An 18,501-nucleotide genomic window follows, 5' to 3' on the forward strand; every position below is an offset into this window, starting at 1 on the left:
GAATGAATACCTTATGCCACAACATCTGGTCGTTACCGCTATCGGGGCGGACCGTACAGGAATTGTCAGTAAACTGGCCCGGCTGGTCACAGACTGTAATTGCAACATTGTCGACAGTCGTATGGCCATTCTGGGCAACGAGTTCACCTTTATTATGCTGTTGGCGGGTGACTTAAGTGCGATCAGCCGGATTGAACACCTGCTGCCTGGGCTCGGTCTGGAGCTGGATTTGCTGACAATGACCAAACGCACCTCAGGCCACCGGATGCAGCCAGTGTCAGCCCACTATGTACTTGAATACAAAGGACCAGATAAAGTAGGTACCCTTGGTGCCATCTCCAGCCTGCTGGCGCATCATCAGGTGTATATAGGTGCACTGCGCACCCAGACGGCGACAGACCCGCAATCGGGTCTGGCGCAACATCTTTGTGAAATGACGGTCGAGCTGCCCGAAGGCGCTGAACCCGACCTCATTCGCCAGCAAGTGATGGCCCTGTTGAACCAGTTGCAATTAACCGGACGCTTTGAGGCCCAGATTTAAGGAGTTTTTATGCCGTTAGCTGAACACCAACAAGCCCCTGACTTTTCGTTACCTGATGCCCAGGGCGAACTGCGCAGCCTGAGCAGCCTGCTAAAGCAAGGCCGCGTCTTACTGTATTTCTACCCAAAAGCCATGACACCGGGCTGCACAGTTCAGGCCTGTGGCCTGCGGGACAGCAATGCGGACCTGGCAGCACTTGGCGTGCAGGTGGTTGGCGTCAGTATTGATGCCCCCAAACGACTGGCGAAATTTATCGAAAAAGAGCAACTGAATTTCCTGCTGCTGGGCGATGAAGATCATCAGGTGGCCGACGCTTATGCAGTCTGGGGACCGAAGAAGTTTATGGGCAAAGAGTACGATGGTTTACACCGTATCAGCTTCCTGATTGAACAGGATGGCAAAATCAGCAAGGTGTTTGACCAGTTTAAAACCAGTAATCACCATCAGGTGGTGCTGGATCATCTGCGCCAAAGTTAAACGTCCCGGCCGGACGTCTGTTAATCGCATCAGCGTCAACCGGACTCTGAGTAATTATTATGCTGGTAGACACTTCACTAAAAGGAAATTCCAGATGAAATCCACCTTCACTACTCTTGCTGTCGGCCTGATGCTGCTCAGCGGCACCACCCAGGCAGCACCTCTGGTCACCGAAAAAGCCAAGCTGGATCTGACCGAGTTCAGTCAGGGGTACAATCACCCATGGTCACTGGCCTTTTTGCCAGACGGCCGTATGTTGGTCACTGAACGTGCCGGGACCTTGCGTATTGTCAGCAGCACAGGTGAAAAGTCAGAACCTGTGACTGGTGTACCTGCGGTAAAAGCGGTTGGCCAGGGTGGATTATTGGGTGTGATCCTCGACCCGGACTTTGCCAAAAACCAGCAGATTTATTTGAGTTTTTCAGAACCCGCTGACAACGACACCAGTCGTACTGCGGTGGCAAAAGCCAAACTGAACGGCAACGCACTGTCAGACGTGAAAGTGATCTTCCGCCAGGCTGAAGCCATTAACAGCCAGTACCATTATGGCGGCCGCCTGGTGTTCAGCCCGAAAGGCGAACTCTTTATTACCACAGGTGATCGTGGCTCACGCCGCGACGATGCGCAAAAGCTGGATGGCCACTTTGGTAAAGTGATTCGGGTCAACAGCGACGGTTCTGTGCCAAAAGACAATCCCTATACTGGCGATGCCAGTGCCAAGCCTGAGATTTGGTCCTATGGCCACCGCAATCTGCAAGGCGTGGCAATTCACCCAGAAACCGGAGCCACCTGGACCCATGAACACGGCCCACAGGGCGGCGATGAAATTAACGTTGCCCAGCCAGGTAAAAACTACGGCTGGCCGCTGATCACCTACGGCGAAGAATACGGCGGTGGCGTCATTGGTCAGAAGAGTAAAGCCGGTCTGGAGCAGCCTCTGCATTATTGGGTACCTTCTATCGCGCCAAGTGGCATGACGTTCTACACCCAACCAGCTATTGCCGGCTGGCAAAACAACCTGCTGGTGGGTTCACTGAAGTTTGGCCAGTTGGTCCGCCTTGAACTGACCGGAGAAAAAGTCAGCCACGAAGAGCGTATCCGCATTGGGGCCCGTATCCGTGACGTACAAGTGGCTCCGGATGGTGCGGTCTACCTGCTGACCGACGAAGACAACGGCAAAATTCTGAAACTTAGCCCGGCTAACTGATGAACAACCTTGTGCTGGCCGGTTGTCTGCCGGCCCTGCTGGCCCCTGCTCTGTGCGCACAGGAACAGGCCGTTGAGCGTATCCATGTCACAGCCCAAAGCCAGTCACAGCAATGGCTGACTGACCCGTCCAATGCGCAGCACGTGCAACTGAACTCAACGTCAGCCTGGTACGACGCCGCCAGCCTGTTTAATGGCGTCGCCGGTTTTCAGGCGGACAGCAGAGCCAACTATGCACAAGACTCCCGCCTGTCGAGCCGCGGCTTTGGCAGCCGCAGCGCCTTTGGCATTCGCGGTTTACGCCTGTTGCAGGACGGTATTCCGCTGTCCGCTCCGGATGGCCAGGGCCAGTTAAGCTCAGTGCTGCTCGACCAGCTGGACCACCTTGAAGTACTTACCGGGCCGATGGCGGCCCTCTACGGCAATGCCGCAGGTGGTGTGGTGTCTTTACACAGCCGCAAACCAGAGCAGGACGAAGCGTCTGTGCTATTGTCGCAAAGCCGCTTTGCCGGTCAACAATCGCTGTCGGTACAACAACGTTATGGCGACAGCAGCAGCCGGCTTAGCCTGAAACGGGCAGAGCTGCAGAGCCAGCGCCCGCACAGTGAGGCCGAAAAACAACAGGGCCAGTGGATCTGGTTCAGCCCGCTGGAATTTGCCGATCTGATGCTGCGCTATGACTGGTCGCGCGATCCTTTATTGCAAGACCCCTTGGGGCTGACTGAAGCCGAATGGCGGGCAGACCCCAATCAAACTGCCGCCAATGCAGAACGCTTTGACACTAAAAAAAGCAGCCGCCAGCGCCAACTCAGCCTGACGCTAAGCCAGCAACAGGCAGAACAGTTCTGGCAACTGGGGCTTTGGACAGGCCAACGTCAGGTCAGCCAGAACCTTGGCTTTGATGGGCTAAGCCCCACATCGGCTGGTGGCGTGGTGGATCTCAACCGGCCTTTTGCCGGAGCAACTGCATTGCAGCAATGGCAATTCGGCACGTTGAGCCTGAGCCTGGGCGCCTCCTATGAGCAAAGCACTGACGAACGTAAGGGCTACGTCAACCAGCAAGGCCAGGCGGCAGATTTACGACGCGACGAAAAAGGCAAATTCAGCAGTACCGACTGGTTCAGCCGCTTTAGTTACCAGTTGCAGCCAGACTGGTTGCTCAGTGGCGGTGTGCGGCACAGCGAAAGCCGGGTCCGGGTCGAAGATTTTTATATCAACGACAGCAATCCGGATGACAGCGGCCGTACAACCTTTAACGAACAAAGTGCAGCCATCAGTCTGAGCCATCACTACACTGCCAACAGCAGTTGGTTTGTCAGCGCCGGACAGGGCTTTGAAACCCCAACTCTGACAGAAATGGCCTATCAGAACGAGGGCTCCGGCCTGAACCTTGCGTTAAAGCCAAGCCAGTCGGATTCAGTGGAACTGGGCCATAAATGGCAATTTGCGCAGTGGCGCAGCAGTCTGGTGCTGTTTCGTACCGACACCAACGATGAACTGCTGGCCGATCAGTCCAGCGGCGGTCGCACCACCTACAAAAATGGTGGCAAGACAGAACGCGAAGGTCTGGAATGGTTGTGGCTCTGGCAGGCATCGCCACACTGGCAACAACAGCTGAGCCTGACCTTACTGAATGCACGTTTTGCCGATGGCGGGCTGCAAGGCAAGCAGCTGCCAGGCGTGGCCAGGCAACAACTTTATTGGGCTCTGAGTTACCTGCCGGATCAGACTCCGGATGCGAAACTGCTCCTCAGCACCACGCTGCGTAGCAAAATAGCCAGTACCGATCAGAATCAAAGCTTCGCTCCGGGTTATGCCCGCGTGGATCTGCGCTGGCAAGCCGAACTGCCGCTGGCCAGTTACCGGCTGAGTTATGAACTGGCCGCAGAGAACCTGACGGACACCGACTATGTCGGCGCTGTGGTGGTCAATCAGACCAATGGCCGTGCTTTTGAACCGGCATTGCCACGCCAGTTCAGTGCGTCGCTGCGTCTGTCGTTCTGAGTGGTCGCGAAACCGCAAAAAAATGAAAAAAACATTGTGGGCGGCGCAGAACAGTGCTTTTCGGCCGGGCTTTGTCCGTTATAATTCGATAAAACCAGTACCGAAGAGCTATCGCTATGTCGACATCACATTCCAGAGCCCATTTACCAGACAATCCAACGTTAAAAGAGATTAACTGGTACAAAAAGCAAATTAACTGGGGTGAACTGCCGCCTTTTTATCATATGGTGGCGCAATCGCTAGGCGAGTCTGAAGGGGTGCTGACCCATGGCTTTGATAATGCCATTCGACGCATCAGCGACAAGCGCAACTGGAATTTACAGGCCTTGGGCGGCTTTATCGACAACAGCAATATTATTCATTGCGAGAATAAACCCAGAATTGCACTGCATCAGGTATTTACTGACCGAGGATTTGAACTTCAGGCCTGTTGTTATGCCAAAGAGACACAAATCGATCAGTATGTGAAAGGTAACAAGCTACTGGACTTTTATGTCTGGGACCCGCACACCATGAAAATAATTCTGCGGATCAATCAGATGCATAAGTTTGTCGATTATTACTTTGAGTATGGCGATGATGCGGACCGGGCATTAATCATTCACGCCCATAAAACGGTGATGGATCTGATCCAGCATTTAAAAACTGTGGTCGATGTGGTGAAAGTGGATGGCACCTCTATTCAGCAGTATTACGAAATCCAGCAGCGCAAATTAGGCAGCGCGGATCCGGATGAGCTGAAACTGGCGGCTATCAAAGCAGGAATGACAGAGTTCAGGAAATAAATGATTCAAGTGGCAGTATCTTCGTTGAAAAAACCGGCATTCTGGGCCGGTCTGGCGTTGAGTGTACTCAGTTCAGTGACAGCTCAGGCCAATACTACGTTACCGGACATTGGCGGCAGCGCGTTTTCTACCCTGACGCCAGACACCGAAAAGCAGCTGGGCGACGTGATGATGCGTCAGACCAAAAGCCAGTTGCCAATGGTGTATGATCCCTTACTGGATGAATACCTGAATTCGCTCGGCAACCAGATGGTGGCCAAAGCGCAGGACGTCAAGTTCCCGTTCCGCTTTTATTGGGTCAACGACAAAAACATCAACGCCTTTGCCACCCTGGGTGGCAACATAGTCTCTCACACCGGCACTCTGGCAGTGTCGGACACCGAAAGTGAATTTGCCTCGGTGATAGCGCACGAAATTTCCCACGTCACGCAGCGCCATATCGCCCGTTCGGTGGAAGCCCGCTCACAAAATGCGCCGCTGACGCTGGCTGCGCTATTGGGATCGATTATTTTGGCCACCGTCAACCCGGAAGCCGGTATGGCTGGGATTATGGCTACACAGGGCGCAGCCCAACAAAGTGCAATTAACTTCACCCGCGCCAATGAACAGGAAGCGGATCGCATTGGCATTCAGTTAATGGCAGACAGCGGCTATGACCCTTATGCAGTACCGGAATTTTTTAACAAGCTGGCAGAACGTTCCCGCTTTGCCAATGCGCAGCTGGCATTTTTGTATACACACCCCTTGTCGCAAGCCCGGGTCGCCGACTCCCGTCTGCGCGCCGAACAATTCCAGAAACGTTTTGTCGCCGACAGCCCGGATTATGCGCTGACCAAAGCCCGTGTGCTGGCACGTTACCACTATGGCATCAAAGATGCCGAAGCCATTTTTCTAAAACGACTGTCCAGCCCGGGCGGTAATACCAAAGCCAACCAATATGGTCTGGCATTGGCTTACTTTGATGGCAAAAAGGTGAAAGAAGCTGAGCAAATAGTACTGAAACTACGCCAGCAAGAACCGGATAACCTGTACTACATCGATTTATACAGCGACATCCTGATCGCCAAAGGCCAATACGACGACGCCATGACGATGCTGGAGCAGCAGTACCAGTTAAAGCCGAATAATCAGGTGATTACGCTGAACTACGCCAATGCAGCCATTCAGGGTAAGTCCTACCGGCTGGCACTGCATTTACTGCGTAATTTGCTGTACTACCGCAGCGACATTTTTCCGGCTTATGAAATGATTGCCGACACCTACAAAGCGATGGAAGACTACCCGCGTTATTACGAAGCCAGAGCCGATATGTACTATCAACTGGCGATTTACCCGAAAGCCATTGATGATCTGAATGAAGCATTAAATCATCTGGCGCCGGAAAACCAACTGGAAAACCGCCGGCTCGAAGCGAAAAAGAAACAATGGCAAACCGAGCTGAACCGGTTAAAACGCCTGTAAGGACTTGTTATGTATACGCTGTACCACAACAATCGCTGCTCCAAAAGCCGGGAAGCTCTGGCTTTACTGGAACAAAAACAACTGCCTTTTCAGATCCGTTATTACCTGGATCAGCCGCTGAGCGCAGAGGAACTCAGTGCTCTGCTGGCAGCACTTGGTCTTCCTGCCCGTCAGCTGCTGCGCAGCAAAGAAGCTGAATACAAAGACTTAGGGCTGGATAACCCGGCACTCACCGAGCAGCAACTGATTGCCGCTATGGTCAGCACACCAAAACTGATTGAACGACCGATACTGCAGCGTGATGACAAAGCCGTCATTGGCCGTCCGGTTGAAAATCTGCTCGCGTTGCTGCCATGACGCGCATTTTGGTGCTGTATTATTCGCGCCATGGCGCTGTGGCTGAGCTTGCCGACCAGATCGCGCTTGGCATTGTAAAGGCCGGCGCTGAAGCCACCATTCGCGCGTTGCCCGCAGCAGATGGTAGTCAATCGACCCGCCATCCTTTATTCCAGCCTGATGAACTGCAGCTGGCCGATGGCTTTGCCTTTGGCAGCCCAGTCCGCTTTGGTCTGATGGCAGCGCCGTTAAAACAATTCTGGGACAGTACGGGTACTGAATGGATCAAAGGCAGCCTGATCAATAAACCTGCTGCTGTATTCAGCTCGTCCGGCAGTTTACATGGCGGCAATGAAGCCACCTTGCTTGGTATGTTGCTGCCGCTTTTGCATCACGGCATGTTGCCTGTTGGCTTGCCGTATTCCGAACCGGCTTTGCATCAAACTCAGGGTGGTGGCAGCCCTTATGGCGCCAGCCAGGTGTCGGGCCTGAGCGGCGACCGGCCTTTGGCAAAAGAGGCAGCCGAATTGGCAGTTGCATTAGGAAAACGTCTGGCTACAATGGCGCAGATTTTAAAACAAGCCGGAAATGTGTTGCCATGACAGTTGCGATGTCCGCCCTCACCCGCCGTTACCTTTGGTTAGGCCGTAGTGGCTTTTTTGGTCTTTTTGTCTTGATGCCATTGTGGGTACTTTATTTAGTGCCACCACAAATGGGCAGCAGCACCACCTTATTGGCATTACTGTGGGGCCCGCTGTTTTTGCCACTCTGGGGCATAGTGCAAGGCAAAGCCTATACCTTTGCCTGGGCTAACTTTATTGTGATGTGGTACTTCATTCACAGCCTGACCCATTTATGGATAAGCTCAGGCCTGGTGTTCTGGTTGGCTGTGCTGGAGCTACTACTGAGCAGTCTGATGTTTGTCGGCTGCACCTACTATGCAAAACACCGCGGTAAAGAGCTGGGGCTGAAAATCCCCAAGCTGAAAGACGATCCAATAGGCCCTACCCGCTAAACCAGAAAAAGCCGCGAAAGCGGCTGTTTTGGTCCCTGTTAGCTGATACCCAAATACTTGTGCACCTGCACACTCAGGCGCCAGTTGCGCTCTGTGCAGGTTGCAATCGCCAGCTCTGTAGCCCGACGGCCCTGACTGATAGGCTGCAGGTACACCAGCTTGCCCGACAGGTCTAAACCGGCCAGCAACGCATCCAGTTCTTCAATATGCTTTTCCATCGCCACAGGGTGTTTAATTTCGTTGGCGCGCTCTAAAGCACTTTGCAGTACCTGATAACCGCCTTTCATATTGACCTTGGGCGATACGGTGACCCAGCTTGCCGACGGCACCAGCACCTCAAAGGTACCACTGGTTTCGATTTGCGTCTGATAGCCATGTTGATGCAGCAGTTCACACAAAGGGTTTAAATCGTAAATGCAGGGTTCGCCACCGGTGATCACCACATGTTTGGCCTGGTAGCCCTGCTCAGCAAACAATGTCAGCAGCTGCTGCGGCGTCTGGCTACACCACTGCTCAGTCTCTTCGGTTTTTGCCAGCACCTGTGCCGGGCCGACCTCCAGATCAGCAGGGATAGCCCAGGTATGTTTGGTATCACACCAGGCACATCCGACCGGGCAACCCTGCAAGCGGACAAAAATGGAGGGGGTGCCGGTAAAGCTGCCTTCGCCCTGGATCGTCTGGAAAATTTCGTTGACTTTATACACCTGCGGGGGTTTTCCTTTAGCTTGGCGGCAGATTCAAGTACAATGCGCGCCCGAAAAAAGTTGCTTATTATAGCTGGAGCCCTGTTCTGATGCCGCAAAAAGTTGTTGTGATCTATTCCGGCGGTATGGATTCGTTTACCGTATTGCATAAAGCCATAGCTGACGGTCATGAAGTCCATGCCTTGTCATTTAACTATGGTCAGCGCCACGTCAAGGAATTGGATTGCGCACGCCAGGTGTGTCAGGAGCTGGGGGTGTCGCACAAAGTGGTGGATATTTCCGCCATCAATCAGCTGCTGGCGGGTTCCAGTCTGACCGACAATATCGATGTGCCTGAAGGCCATTATGCCGCTGACAACATGAAATCAACCGTGGTGCCCAACCGCAATATGATTTTGTTGTCGCTGGCAGTTGGTTATGCGGTGTCGCTCAATGCGCGGGCAGTTTATTACGGCGCCCATTCAGGCGACCACTTTATTTACCCGGATTGCCGTCCGGAATTCGTGTTGAAAATGCATGAGGTTTGCCAGATCGCCAACTACGAGCCGGTGGACATTGTCAGCCCGTACCTGAACGGCAATAAAATCGAAATCCTGCGCGACGGCCTGGCAATGGGCCTGGACTACAGCAAAACCTGGACTTGTTACAATGGCCGGGCCAAAGCCTGCGGTAAATGTGGTTCTTGCCAGGAGCGACTGGAAGCCTTTGAACTGAATAAGGCCACAGACCCTCTGCCCTACGAAGCCTGACTGGCACTCAAGCCCAGAAAAGGCAGCGGCCTTTTCTGGATCTGCACACTATCCCCCGCGCTTTACTTCACAGGTAATTCGAAGCGGGAAAACATCCGGTCAATTTCTTCCTGACTACGCATCATATTGGCCCGTTCTACCACTTCGCGGGTTAAATGCGGCGCAAAACGTTCAATAAAGTCATACATATAGGTACGCAAGAACGAGCCTTTGCGGAAACCGATTTTGGTAGTGGACGCCGCAAATAAATGGCTGGCATCCAGTGCGACTAGGTCTTTGTCCAGATCTTTGTCCATCGCCATCGACGCAATCACCCCCACGCCCAAGCCTAACCGGACATAGGTTTTAATCACGTCGGCATCGGTTGCGGTAAACACAATTTTTGGCTCCAGACCTTTTTCGCCAAAAGCACGGTCCAGCTCAGAGCGGCCGGTAAACCCAAACACATAAGTCACAATAGGGTGTTCGGCCACATCTTCGACCGTCAGCTTGCGGTTGATGGTGGCCAGTGGATGGTCATGGCGCACAATCACCGAACGGTTCCAGTGATAACAAGGCAGCATAATCAGGTCGTTAAATAAATGCATCGCTTCGGTCGCGATGGCAAAATCTGCATCCCCGCGGGAAGCGGCTTCGGCAATTTGCGACGGTGTGCCCTGATGCATATGCAACGACACTTTTGGGAATTTCTTCATAAAACCACTGATCACCGGTGGCAGTGCATACCGAGCCTGCGTGTGGGTGGTGGCAATATTCAACTTGCCCTGATCCGGCAAGGTATGTTCTTTGGCAACAGCTTTGATACTTTCGACTTTCGCCAGAATTTGCTGCGCAATATCAATCACGTCACGGCCAGCCGGAGTGACATGCGTTAAATGTTTACCCGAACGGCCAAACACCTGAATACCCAATTCGTCTTCCAGCATCCGGACTTGTTTACTGATCCCCGGCTGCGAGGTATACAGACTTTCAGCCGTCGCAGACACATTGAGATTGTGGTTAAGTACCTCAACGATATAACGAAGTTGTTGTAATTTCATGTGTCAGCTATCCATTCTTGGCATATGATATCCACACTATACGCTATCGTTTAGATATTCCAACTTATTTCGTTTTGATGTTGGACTATAACGATTAGTAACTAAAATCAGCTTTTGCACCAAGGTGGACTGAGTATGGCAGACAGCGTTCCGGAAATAGATTTTGCCACTGTGCTGGCCAGCGCGGCGCACGACATGAAAAACTCTCTTTGTCTGCTCATTCAGTCGCTGGACACCTTGCGGCAGGAAGAAAGCCAACTGAAGCCGGCGGCGCGTGAAGAACTGTCCCGCATTCATTATGAAGCGAACCGGCTCAATATCAATCTGCTGCAGCTGTTGTCATTGTATCGCTTAGAAAAAGACCAGCTGCCACTGCAGATTGACCAGTACCCGGTCGCCGATCTGTTTGAAGAAATTCAGCTGAATAATGAGATCTACAGTGAACAGCTGCAGATTCAGGTCGAGGTCAATGCAGACCCGGACCTGATGGGTTATTTCGATCAGGACCTGGTCCGAAGCCTGCTCAATGATATTTTTATTAACGCGCTGCGTTACACCAAAAGCAAATTGCTGCTAACGGCTGAGCAAAACGCCAAAGGCTTGTTAATCGAAATTCATGACGACGGCCCGGGCTACCCTGGTTTTATGCTGGAACAGGCCGATACACTGATGAAAGAATTAAATCTGAGCTCAGGCCGCACAGGTTTAGGCCTGTTTTTTGCAGGGCTTATCGCTAAAGCACACCGAAATCATGGCCAAACCGGTGCTATCCGCCTGAAAAATGGCGGTCAATTCGGTGGTGCTGTATTCAGCTTGTCACTGCCCTGACCGGGTCATAGCATTTTGTTTGGCTTGGGTTTAACATTGAGCAGATAACAATTGAGCCCTGAAGTCTTCAGGACACATTGGAGTTGGGATATTGTTTGCCATTATTATTGTTTTAGTCATTACGCTGGTGGTGGTTGCGGTGATTGTCAGCGCTATCCAGCAACACAAAGAGCGCCTCGCTGCGCTCAAGCGCGCTGAATTTTCGAAATTACGGAACGCGCTGGAAGATACCGAAGACATTTTGCTGAACGCAGCGAATGTTCCGCTGACCCGCGGCATCATTACCATGTTATTAAAACGCATTCTGCTGACCTTACGAGCCATGTTGGAGCTGGAACCTAATTCCAAAGATCTGAAACAGCGCGTTGCCGAAACCGAAAAACGCCTGAATGATGGTAATGATGGTATGGGCAGCGAAGGCCTGACCATGCCCGATAACGACAAACAAATCATCAGCATGATCCAGGGTATCAAAAAACTACGCACCATTTTGCGGGCTGAACATGCCCGCGGCAATATTGATACCCAAAGTGTGGTGCAGGAAGACAGGCGCCTGGAGATGCTGCAACTGCGCATCAATGTGGAAAGCCAGATTAAACGCGGTAATCAGGCGCGCGCCAGCGCCATGTTAGGTTCGGCCCGCCAATGCTATGAAAAAGCCCTGGCGACCCTGAGCAACTGTGCGCACGCCGACGACTATGTGACCAACCGCAAGTCCGAAGTCAGCATGATCCTGGAAGATATTGCCACTGAGCTGAAGGAAGGCAACCTGCGTGACCGGCAAAAACGCGCCGAACAAGAGAGCAACGATCTGGATGTGCTGTTTGCGCCCAAGCGCAAATGGTGATTTGCTGAGCTGGTCTGCAGATACAAAAAAGGCGGGTTTCCCCGCCTTTTTTAGTCTGTTAAAACCGCTTATTTTTCTTTACTGACCACCCAGCGGCCATCCTGATACCAGGCCGACCAACCGGTGGCTTTGCCATCTTTTTCCGTCATTACGTACTGCTGTTTGGTCTTACGCGACCAACGCAGTATAGCCGGGTTGCCAGCGCTATCCTGAGCCGGCGCTTCAGTCAGGTAATGGAACTTCGGCATCAGCCGCTCTTTAAAGCGAACCAGTTCAGCCACCAGCGGTGCGCGTGTTTCCCTTGACTTAGGGAAAGTGGCAGCTGCCAGGAACAAACCTGCCGCGCCATCACGTAACACAAAGTAAGTGTCCGACTTTTCACACTTCAGTTCAGGCAAATGCACCGGATCTTCTTTTGGCGGTGCCGCTTCGCCATTTTTCAGCAGCTTACGGGTATTTTTACAGGCGTCATTGGTACAACCAAAGTACTTACCAAAGCGGCCTGACTTCAGTTGCATCTGACTGCCACATTTTTCACAGTCGATGCTCGGGCCGTCATAGCCTTTCAGTTTAAAGGCGCCGCTTTCCACCAGATAACCGTCACAGCCCGGGTTATTACCACAGACGTACAGCTTGCGCTGCTCATCAATCAGGTAATGATCCATCGCCGTACCGCACTTGGTGCAGCGCTTTTTGTGGCGCAGTACTTCGGTTTCCAGCTCATCGTCATCAGCCACCTGCACCACTTCGTCGCCTGGCGTAAGGTTCATCGTGGTGGTGCAGCGCTCTTTCGGTGGCAGGTTGTAGCCTGAACAGCCTAAAAACACGCCGGTACTGGCGGTACGAATGCCCATCTTGCGGCCACAAGTTGGGCAGGCAATGTCGGTCAATACAAACTGGTTGGTGCGCATGCCACCTTGTTCAGGATCGGCTTCGGCCTGTTTTAGCTTGCCGGAAAAATCGCCATAGAACTGGTCCAGCACGTCACGCCATTTCAGCTCACCTTCGGCAATATCGTCCAGCCGCACTTCCATATTGGCAGTAAAGTCATAGCTCAGCAGATCGCTGAAATTTTCCACCAAACGGTCTGTGACAATTTCCCCCATCTTCTCAGCATAGAAACGACGGTTTTCGACTTTGACGTAACCCCGCTCCTGAATGGTCGAGATAATGGCAGCATAGGTCGAAGGACGGCCAATACCTCGTTTTTCCAGCTCTTTGACCAGACTGGCTTCGCTAAAGCGCGCCGGTGGTTTGGTGAAGTGCTGTACCGGGTAAAGTTGTTGCAGGCTCAGGCTCTGACCCGGCTTCACATCCGGCAGCTCCAGTTCTTCTTCATCTTTGCGTTTTTGCGCCGGCTGTACCCGGGTCCAGCCATCAAATTTAAGCACCCGGCCTTTGGCTTTTAATTCAAAGTCACCAGCCTGCACCGTAATGGTGGTCACGTCGTACAAGGCTGCTGGCATCTGGCAAGCAACAAACTGACGCCAAATCAGCTCGTACAGCTTACGCGCATCGGCTTCCATGTCACCCAGACTGGACGCCAGCACGTTGACCTCAGATGGGCGAATGGCTTCGTGAGCTTCCTGCGCATTGGCTTTGCTGCCATAAGACATCGGCTGCTCTGGCAGGTACTTCTTACCAAAATTCTGTTCAATGTAAGCGCGACAGGCTTGCACCGCATCCTGACTCAGGTTGGTCGAGTCGGTACGCATATAGGTGATGTGACCGGCTTCGTACAAGCGCTGCGCCAACATCATGGTTTTCTTCACGCCATAGCCCAGACGGGTGCTGGCCGCCTGCTGCAAGGTGGAGGTGATAAAAGGTGCAGAAGCTTTGCTGCTGGACGCTTTGTCTTCGCGCTCAAGCACAGTGAAGCTGGCTTTGCTTAACGCGGCTACGGCTAAATCGGCCTGCGCCTGATTCAGTGGCCGGAAGGCTTTGCCGCCCTCTTTGCTCACTTCCAGCCGCAACGCTTGCTTTAATGCGGTTTGGGTGTCGGCATCGACTGTCCAGTATTCTTCTGGCACAAAGGCTTTGATTTCACGCTCACGCTCAACCACCAAACGCACCGCGACCGACTGAACCCGGCCAGCGGATAAACCACGCGCCACCTTTTTCCACAGCAGTGGTGACACCATAAAACCGACCACACGGTCGAGAAAACGCCGAGCCTGCTGCGCGTTCACCCGGTCGGTATTGACCAGACCAGGCTCTTTAAACGCATTTTGAATGGCGTTTTTGGTAATTTCGTTAAACACCACCCGTTTAAATTTTTCCGGTTCACCGCCAATAATCTCCTGCAGGTGCCAGGCAATGGCCTCCCCTTCGCGGTCCAAGTCCGTTGCCAGATAAACAGTGTCTGCTTTTTCTGCCAGCATTTTCAGTTCTTTGACCACTTTCTCTTTGCCGGGCAGAATTTCGTAGCGGGCCTGCCAGTTTTTTGGGTCCACGCCCATCCGATCGACCAGCGCCTGATACTCCTTCTGTTCTTTACTCAGCTTGGAGGCAGAATCTTTGCTTTTATCTTTACTGCTGCTGGTAGGCAGGTCGCGAATATGGCCAACACTGGACTTAACGACGAAGTCGTTACCCAGGTATTTGTTGATCGTTTTGGCTTTTGCAGGTGATTCGACTATGACTAGAGATTTCGCCATTTTGTGATTTAGATCCCGACCCTGAGAGCGTGTTAGAAGACAGTTCTTTTTTAACGTATATCCGTAAACTCAAGTTGTGACAAGAGTATAAGTTCATTATTATGCCCAAAGACCGTGAATTCACGGCCTTTCGCTGAATAAAACAGCGACCTCCAATGAAGCAAACTTAAAGTGGCCTCGCAAAAAATAACAACAGAGCCACATCACCTTTTCGAAGGAATAAAGCAAAAATGAACTTTTATGAAGCTAACTTTGACGGGCTGGTCGGCCCGACGCATAACTATGCCGGCTTGTCTGTCGGCAACGTCGCCTCGCTGAATAATGCCAAATCGTTATCCAGCCCAAAACAAGCGGCTAAACAAGGGCTGCAGAAAATGCAGGCCTTATCAAAGCTAGGTCTGGTACAAGGGGTGCTGGCTCCGCAAGAGCGGCCCGATGTCTACACCCTGCGGCGTCTGGGCTTTAGTGGCAATGATGCTCAGGTGATTCAACAGGCAGCGAAACAAGCGCCTGAAGTGTTGCGGGCAGTGTGTTCAGCCTCCAGCATGTGGACAGCTAACGCAGCTACTATCTCCCCCAGTGCCGACACTCTGGATGGCAAAGTGCATTTTACGCCGGCCAACCTGACCAATAAGTTTCACCGTTCGCTGGAGCCCGAAACCACAGGCCGCATTTTAAAAGCCATGTTCAGTGATGAGCGGCATTTTGCCCATCACAGCCACCTGCCGGATAACGACCATTTTGGTGATGAAGGCGCCGCCAACCATACCCGGTTATGCCGCGGTTATGGCGACAAAGGGGTGGAGCTTTTTGTCTATGGCCGCACCGCCTTTGACCAGCAGCAACCGGCCCCGCAAAAGTACCCGGCCCGCCATACCAAAGAAGCCTGTGAAGCAGTGGCCCGCCTGCATGGTCTGACGGACGAGACCTTGGTGCTGATGCAACAAAACCCGGACGTGATTGACCAGGGCGTATTCCACAATGACGTGATTGCCGTCGGCAATCAGAACGTGTTGTTTTATCACCAGCAGGCGTTTTTACATACCGAACAAAAGCTCGCTGAAATTCAGCGCAAGTTTGGCACCCATGCACTGCACTTTATTGAAGTGAAAACCAGTGAAGTCAGTGTCGAAGAAGCAGTGAAAACCTACCTGTTTAACACTCAGCTGGTGACGCTGGCGAACGGTGACATGGCGATTATCGCCCCCACCGAATGCCGCGACAGTGCGACAGTGTCCGCCTATCTGGAACAACTGACAGGCCGCGGTACGCCGGTGCGCCAGGTGCACTATATGGACGTGAAACAAAGCATGCAAAATGGTGGAGGCCCGGCTTGTTTACGGTTGCGCGTGGCCTTGGGGGAACAGGAGCTGGCCGCCGTCAACCCAGCCGTGCTTATGAACGATGCGTTGTTTGGCCGCTTGAATCAGTGGGTAGACCAGCACTACCGCGACCAGCTGACTGAAGCAGATCTGGCCGATCCACAACTGCTGATTGAAAGCCGTCAGGCCTTGGATGAGTTGACGCAGATCCTGAAATTAGGCTCTGTATACCAGTTCCAACGTTAATCAGCTGCCAAGCGAAACCGCTCTATGGGTAACAAGGCCTGGTCTCACCAGGCCTTGTTTTTTGCCTCACAGGGTATCTGCACAGCTGGAGCTTCGGCCAAAGGGGTTGCTGGCCGGCGCGGCAGTCTGTTCCGAAACATAGACACCAGGCACGTTCAGCTGGAAACTTCGGCTGCTGATATTTTCTGTTCCGGCAGCACTGCCTGATACCTTCAACTCAACCACTGTCCAGGGCGCATGGTCAGCCGGATACGACAGATTAAAAGTGGCCACACCATTGCTGTCTGCCTGAACTGTTCTGGGCACAGAAGCGACATTGCCAGGTGTTAATTGCCCATCGCCGTTCCAGTCCTCTCCGGCATCCAGAATGCCGTTAAAATTCACATCTTCAGAAGCACAACCTGCAATGGTGGCTACAGGGACCCACAGCTTGAAATTCGACGCATCGGGCGATTCTACCCAATAGCCTTTATCGTACGACAGAGGCAACACCGCGACACTCAGGGTTTGCCCGACCACAGGGTTACCGGACGAGTCCGTCACAAACACCGAAAACTGCTGACTAAAGGCCGACTGGCTTGGAATTTCAATGCTGTTGCCGGTGCCGAAACGGAAGAACAAGGTACGGCCGCCAACCGCCAAAGCGACATCGGAACTCACGGCCGGAGCAGTATCCAGCACCACGGCAGAGACATTCAGGTTATGAGTTGTCGCCGCACCGGTCAGACTGTCGGCGGTAAATACGGTGCTGGCCAGGCCCTGCGAATCCGTGACAGCGGTCGCCGGATCCAATTGACCGCCCGGCGCTCCATTGAGGTTAAAGGCCACAGTGCGGTTTTTCACCGGATTGTTATTGATATCACGCACCACAGCCCGGATCACCGACTGTTCACCTGACCCAACCTGAGCCGGATTGGCCTGAACTTCGACCTGCGCAGGCACAGTGGCGACAAATTCAACACTAGCCCGGGTGGACAACAAGTCCGTTGCCCCAGTGCGAATTTCTGTGGCCGCAATATTGGCTATACCGGCAAAATCAGAGCCCACCAGCACCTGGGCCTGCCCGGTATCATTGGTTTGGCTGTCGACCGACACCGAATTCAGTGCACCGCTGATTAAGCCAAGCCGGCCGCGGGTGGTGCTGAAATTCACCGCTTTGCCGGCGTTGGCCATGCCGTTGATAAGCCAACTCAAGGTCAACGTCTGCTCCGTGCCAAGCGGCACTTCGAGCACTGCAGGAGTGATTGGCACAAAACTGAAGCTGTCGGTCTGAATAGCGATAGCCTGCACAGCAACAGCGCCAAGACCCACAACCCGTAGTTCGTCTTGTCCGCCTGTTTGGGCCCGGTAACTAAAGCTGATACGGCCACTGTTGCCAGCCGTGACAAAGCTCGCTGCACTGACAGGATTGCCGAGCGAAGAACTGACGGTGAGCAGCTCCCCCTGGATCCCTGTACCTGCCGAGTCGGTCAGGTCTGCAGTCATGGTCACCGCATCACCCAGCACCACAGAACGCGGGGCTGATAACAAAATACCAGTGCCCACCACATCCACCTTCACAGTCGACGTTTTGTTGCCAACAGCTGCGGTCACGTCAATGGTCCGCAGGCTTTTGTCTGAGGTACTGCTTAGCTTTGCTTTGGCCACACCATCGGCTTCGGTCAGTGAAGAGACAATTTCCAACTCCCCTGAGCTGGCACTGAACTGCACGGAAACGCCGGACTGCAACACATTGTTGGCATCCAGTACCAGGGCTGACAAATCCACTTTTTCACTGGCACCTGAGCCTAACTGCAAGTTTTGCGCAACCAGCCGCACTGAACCCACAGGGGACGACGGCTGTTCGTCATCTGCATCACCAGCTGAGTTAAAACTGATTTGCGCGCTGACGGTGTCCGACAGACGGGCCGTGACCACACCGGCGCCACTTTTACTGCCGGCCACTAAACCAATGCTGGCGATGCCATTGCCGTTGGTCTGGGCGGTACCGGCATCGTTATTGAATCTAGCCAATTCAGCATCAGACAAGCTAAAGGTCAGCAACTGCCCTGTCATAGACCGGCCTGTGGACGAAGTTAACTGCGCCTGCAGCGTCAGCGGCTGCACCACACTGAGCTCGGAGCTGCTTTGACCCGACGCGGAGCTCAGACTCAGGTTGATGCTGATCACTTCCTGCTGTCCCGGGTTGGGATTTTCGATGGTGCCACCACCGCCTCCACAGCCATGGATCAGCAACAAGAGTCCGAGCAAACCATAACGACAGATCGTCATCATCCATTCTCC

At 53.1% G+C, this 18,501-nt stretch carries 17 protein-coding genes; 13 read left to right on the top strand and 4 right to left on the bottom strand.

The features are described 5' to 3' along the window. Positions 1 to 13: 13 nt before the first annotated feature. The 9 genes from ACFO3I_RS16905 to ACFO3I_RS16945 all read left to right on the top strand — a co-directional run bounded on the left by ACFO3I_RS16905 (position 14) and on the right by ACFO3I_RS16945 (position 7,825). Positions 14 to 541, top strand: a complete 528-nt coding sequence (locus ACFO3I_RS16905; RefSeq protein WP_377336013.1) for a glycine cleavage system transcriptional repressor — start codon at positions 14 to 16, stop codon at positions 539 to 541. A gap of 9 nt (positions 542 to 550) precedes the next feature. Beyond that, positions 551 to 1,018 carry a thioredoxin-dependent thiol peroxidase gene (gene bcp / locus ACFO3I_RS16910; protein ID WP_377336015.1) on the top strand — a complete coding sequence of 156 codons (468 nt, stop codon included), beginning with the start codon at positions 551 to 553 and terminating at the stop codon, positions 1,016 to 1,018. 94 nt (positions 1,019 to 1,112) lie between these two features. Continuing rightward, a complete protein-coding gene (locus ACFO3I_RS16915) occupies positions 1,113 to 2,225 on the top strand; it encodes a PQQ-dependent sugar dehydrogenase (protein ID WP_377336017.1) in 1,113 nt (370 codons plus the stop codon). Further along, on the top strand, positions 2,225 to 4,228 hold the full coding sequence (locus ACFO3I_RS16920) for a TonB-dependent receptor family protein (protein ID WP_377336019.1): 2,004 nt from the start codon (positions 2,225 to 2,227) through the stop codon (positions 4,226 to 4,228). Before ACFO3I_RS16915 ends, ACFO3I_RS16920 begins: the two co-directional genes overlap by 1 nt. A 116-nt stretch (positions 4,229 to 4,344) precedes the next feature. Beyond that, positions 4,345 to 5,013, top strand: coding sequence for a hypothetical protein (locus tag ACFO3I_RS16925; protein WP_377336021.1), 669 nt, complete (start codon positions 4,345 to 4,347; stop codon positions 5,011 to 5,013). After that, positions 5,014 to 6,474: a beta-barrel assembly-enhancing protease gene (gene bepA, locus ACFO3I_RS16930; protein ID WP_377336023.1), complete on the top strand. Its 1,461-nt coding sequence runs from the start codon at positions 5,014 to 5,016 to the stop codon at positions 6,472 to 6,474. A gap of 9 nt (positions 6,475 to 6,483) precedes the next feature. After that, a complete protein-coding gene (gene arsC / locus ACFO3I_RS16935; RefSeq protein WP_377336025.1) occupies positions 6,484 to 6,831 on the top strand; it encodes an arsenate reductase (glutaredoxin) in 348 nt (115 codons plus the stop codon). Then, positions 6,828 to 7,412 carry an NAD(P)H:quinone oxidoreductase gene (gene wrbA / locus ACFO3I_RS16940; protein ID WP_377336027.1) on the top strand — a complete coding sequence of 195 codons (585 nt, stop codon included), beginning with the start codon at positions 6,828 to 6,830 and terminating at the stop codon, positions 7,410 to 7,412. Before arsC ends, wrbA begins: the two co-directional genes overlap by 4 nt. Next, positions 7,409 to 7,825 carry a DUF2069 domain-containing protein gene (locus ACFO3I_RS16945; RefSeq protein WP_377336029.1) on the top strand — a complete coding sequence of 139 codons (417 nt, stop codon included), beginning with the start codon at positions 7,409 to 7,411 and terminating at the stop codon, positions 7,823 to 7,825. Before wrbA ends, ACFO3I_RS16945 begins: the two co-directional genes overlap by 4 nt. A gap of 38 nt (positions 7,826 to 7,863) precedes the next feature. Here ACFO3I_RS16945 and queE read toward each other — a convergent pair whose 3' ends face one another. Continuing rightward, positions 7,864 to 8,529, bottom strand: a complete 666-nt coding sequence (queE, locus tag ACFO3I_RS16950; protein WP_377336031.1) for a 7-carboxy-7-deazaguanine synthase QueE — start codon at positions 8,527 to 8,529, stop codon at positions 7,864 to 7,866. 89 nt (positions 8,530 to 8,618) lie between these two features. On the opposite strand from queE, the gene queC reads away from it, so the two are divergent. After that, positions 8,619 to 9,278 carry a 7-cyano-7-deazaguanine synthase QueC gene (queC, locus tag ACFO3I_RS16955; protein WP_377336033.1) on the top strand — a complete coding sequence of 220 codons (660 nt, stop codon included), beginning with the start codon at positions 8,619 to 8,621 and terminating at the stop codon, positions 9,276 to 9,278. Between the two features lie 62 nt (positions 9,279 to 9,340). Here queC and cysB read toward each other — a convergent pair whose 3' ends face one another. After that, positions 9,341 to 10,318 carry an HTH-type transcriptional regulator CysB gene (gene cysB / locus ACFO3I_RS16960; RefSeq protein WP_377336035.1) on the bottom strand — a complete coding sequence of 326 codons (978 nt, stop codon included), beginning with the start codon at positions 10,316 to 10,318 and terminating at the stop codon, positions 9,341 to 9,343. A gap of 135 nt (positions 10,319 to 10,453) precedes the next feature. Between cysB and ACFO3I_RS16965 the strand changes: the two genes are divergently transcribed. Both ACFO3I_RS16965 and ACFO3I_RS16970 read left to right on the top strand, forming a co-directional pair. After that, the gene (locus tag ACFO3I_RS16965) at positions 10,454 to 11,146 is read left to right on the top strand and encodes a sensor histidine kinase (RefSeq protein ID WP_377336037.1); all 693 of its coding nucleotides are present in this window, start codon (positions 10,454 to 10,456) and stop codon (positions 11,144 to 11,146) included. A 91-nt stretch (positions 11,147 to 11,237) separates the two neighbouring features. Beyond that, positions 11,238 to 11,993 carry a hypothetical protein gene (locus tag ACFO3I_RS16970; protein WP_377336039.1) on the top strand — a complete coding sequence of 252 codons (756 nt, stop codon included), beginning with the start codon at positions 11,238 to 11,240 and terminating at the stop codon, positions 11,991 to 11,993. A 68-nt stretch (positions 11,994 to 12,061) separates the two neighbouring features. Here the strand turns inward: ACFO3I_RS16970 and topA are convergent, their stop codons facing one another. Beyond that, complete coding sequence (gene topA / locus ACFO3I_RS16975; protein ID WP_377336041.1) at positions 12,062 to 14,650, bottom strand: type I DNA topoisomerase; 2,589 nt, start codon at positions 14,648 to 14,650, stop codon at positions 12,062 to 12,064. A gap of 230 nt (positions 14,651 to 14,880) precedes the next feature. Between topA and astB the strand changes: the two genes are divergently transcribed. Further along, positions 14,881 to 16,218 (top strand): N-succinylarginine dihydrolase, encoded by a 1,338-nt coding sequence (gene astB, locus ACFO3I_RS16980; RefSeq protein ID WP_377336043.1) that lies wholly within the window; start codon positions 14,881 to 14,883, stop codon positions 16,216 to 16,218. A gap of 66 nt (positions 16,219 to 16,284) precedes the next feature. On the opposite strand, the gene ACFO3I_RS16985 is transcribed toward astB, so the two are convergent. After that, positions 16,285 to 18,492 carry an Ig-like domain-containing protein gene (locus ACFO3I_RS16985; protein ID WP_377336045.1) on the bottom strand — a complete coding sequence of 736 codons (2,208 nt, stop codon included), beginning with the start codon at positions 18,490 to 18,492 and terminating at the stop codon, positions 16,285 to 16,287. Between the last annotated feature and the right edge of the window lie 9 nt (positions 18,493 to 18,501).

This window comes from Rheinheimera marina (assembly GCF_042654345.1).
Classification (GTDB): domain Bacteria; phylum Pseudomonadota; class Gammaproteobacteria; order Enterobacterales; family Alteromonadaceae; genus Pararheinheimera; species Pararheinheimera marina.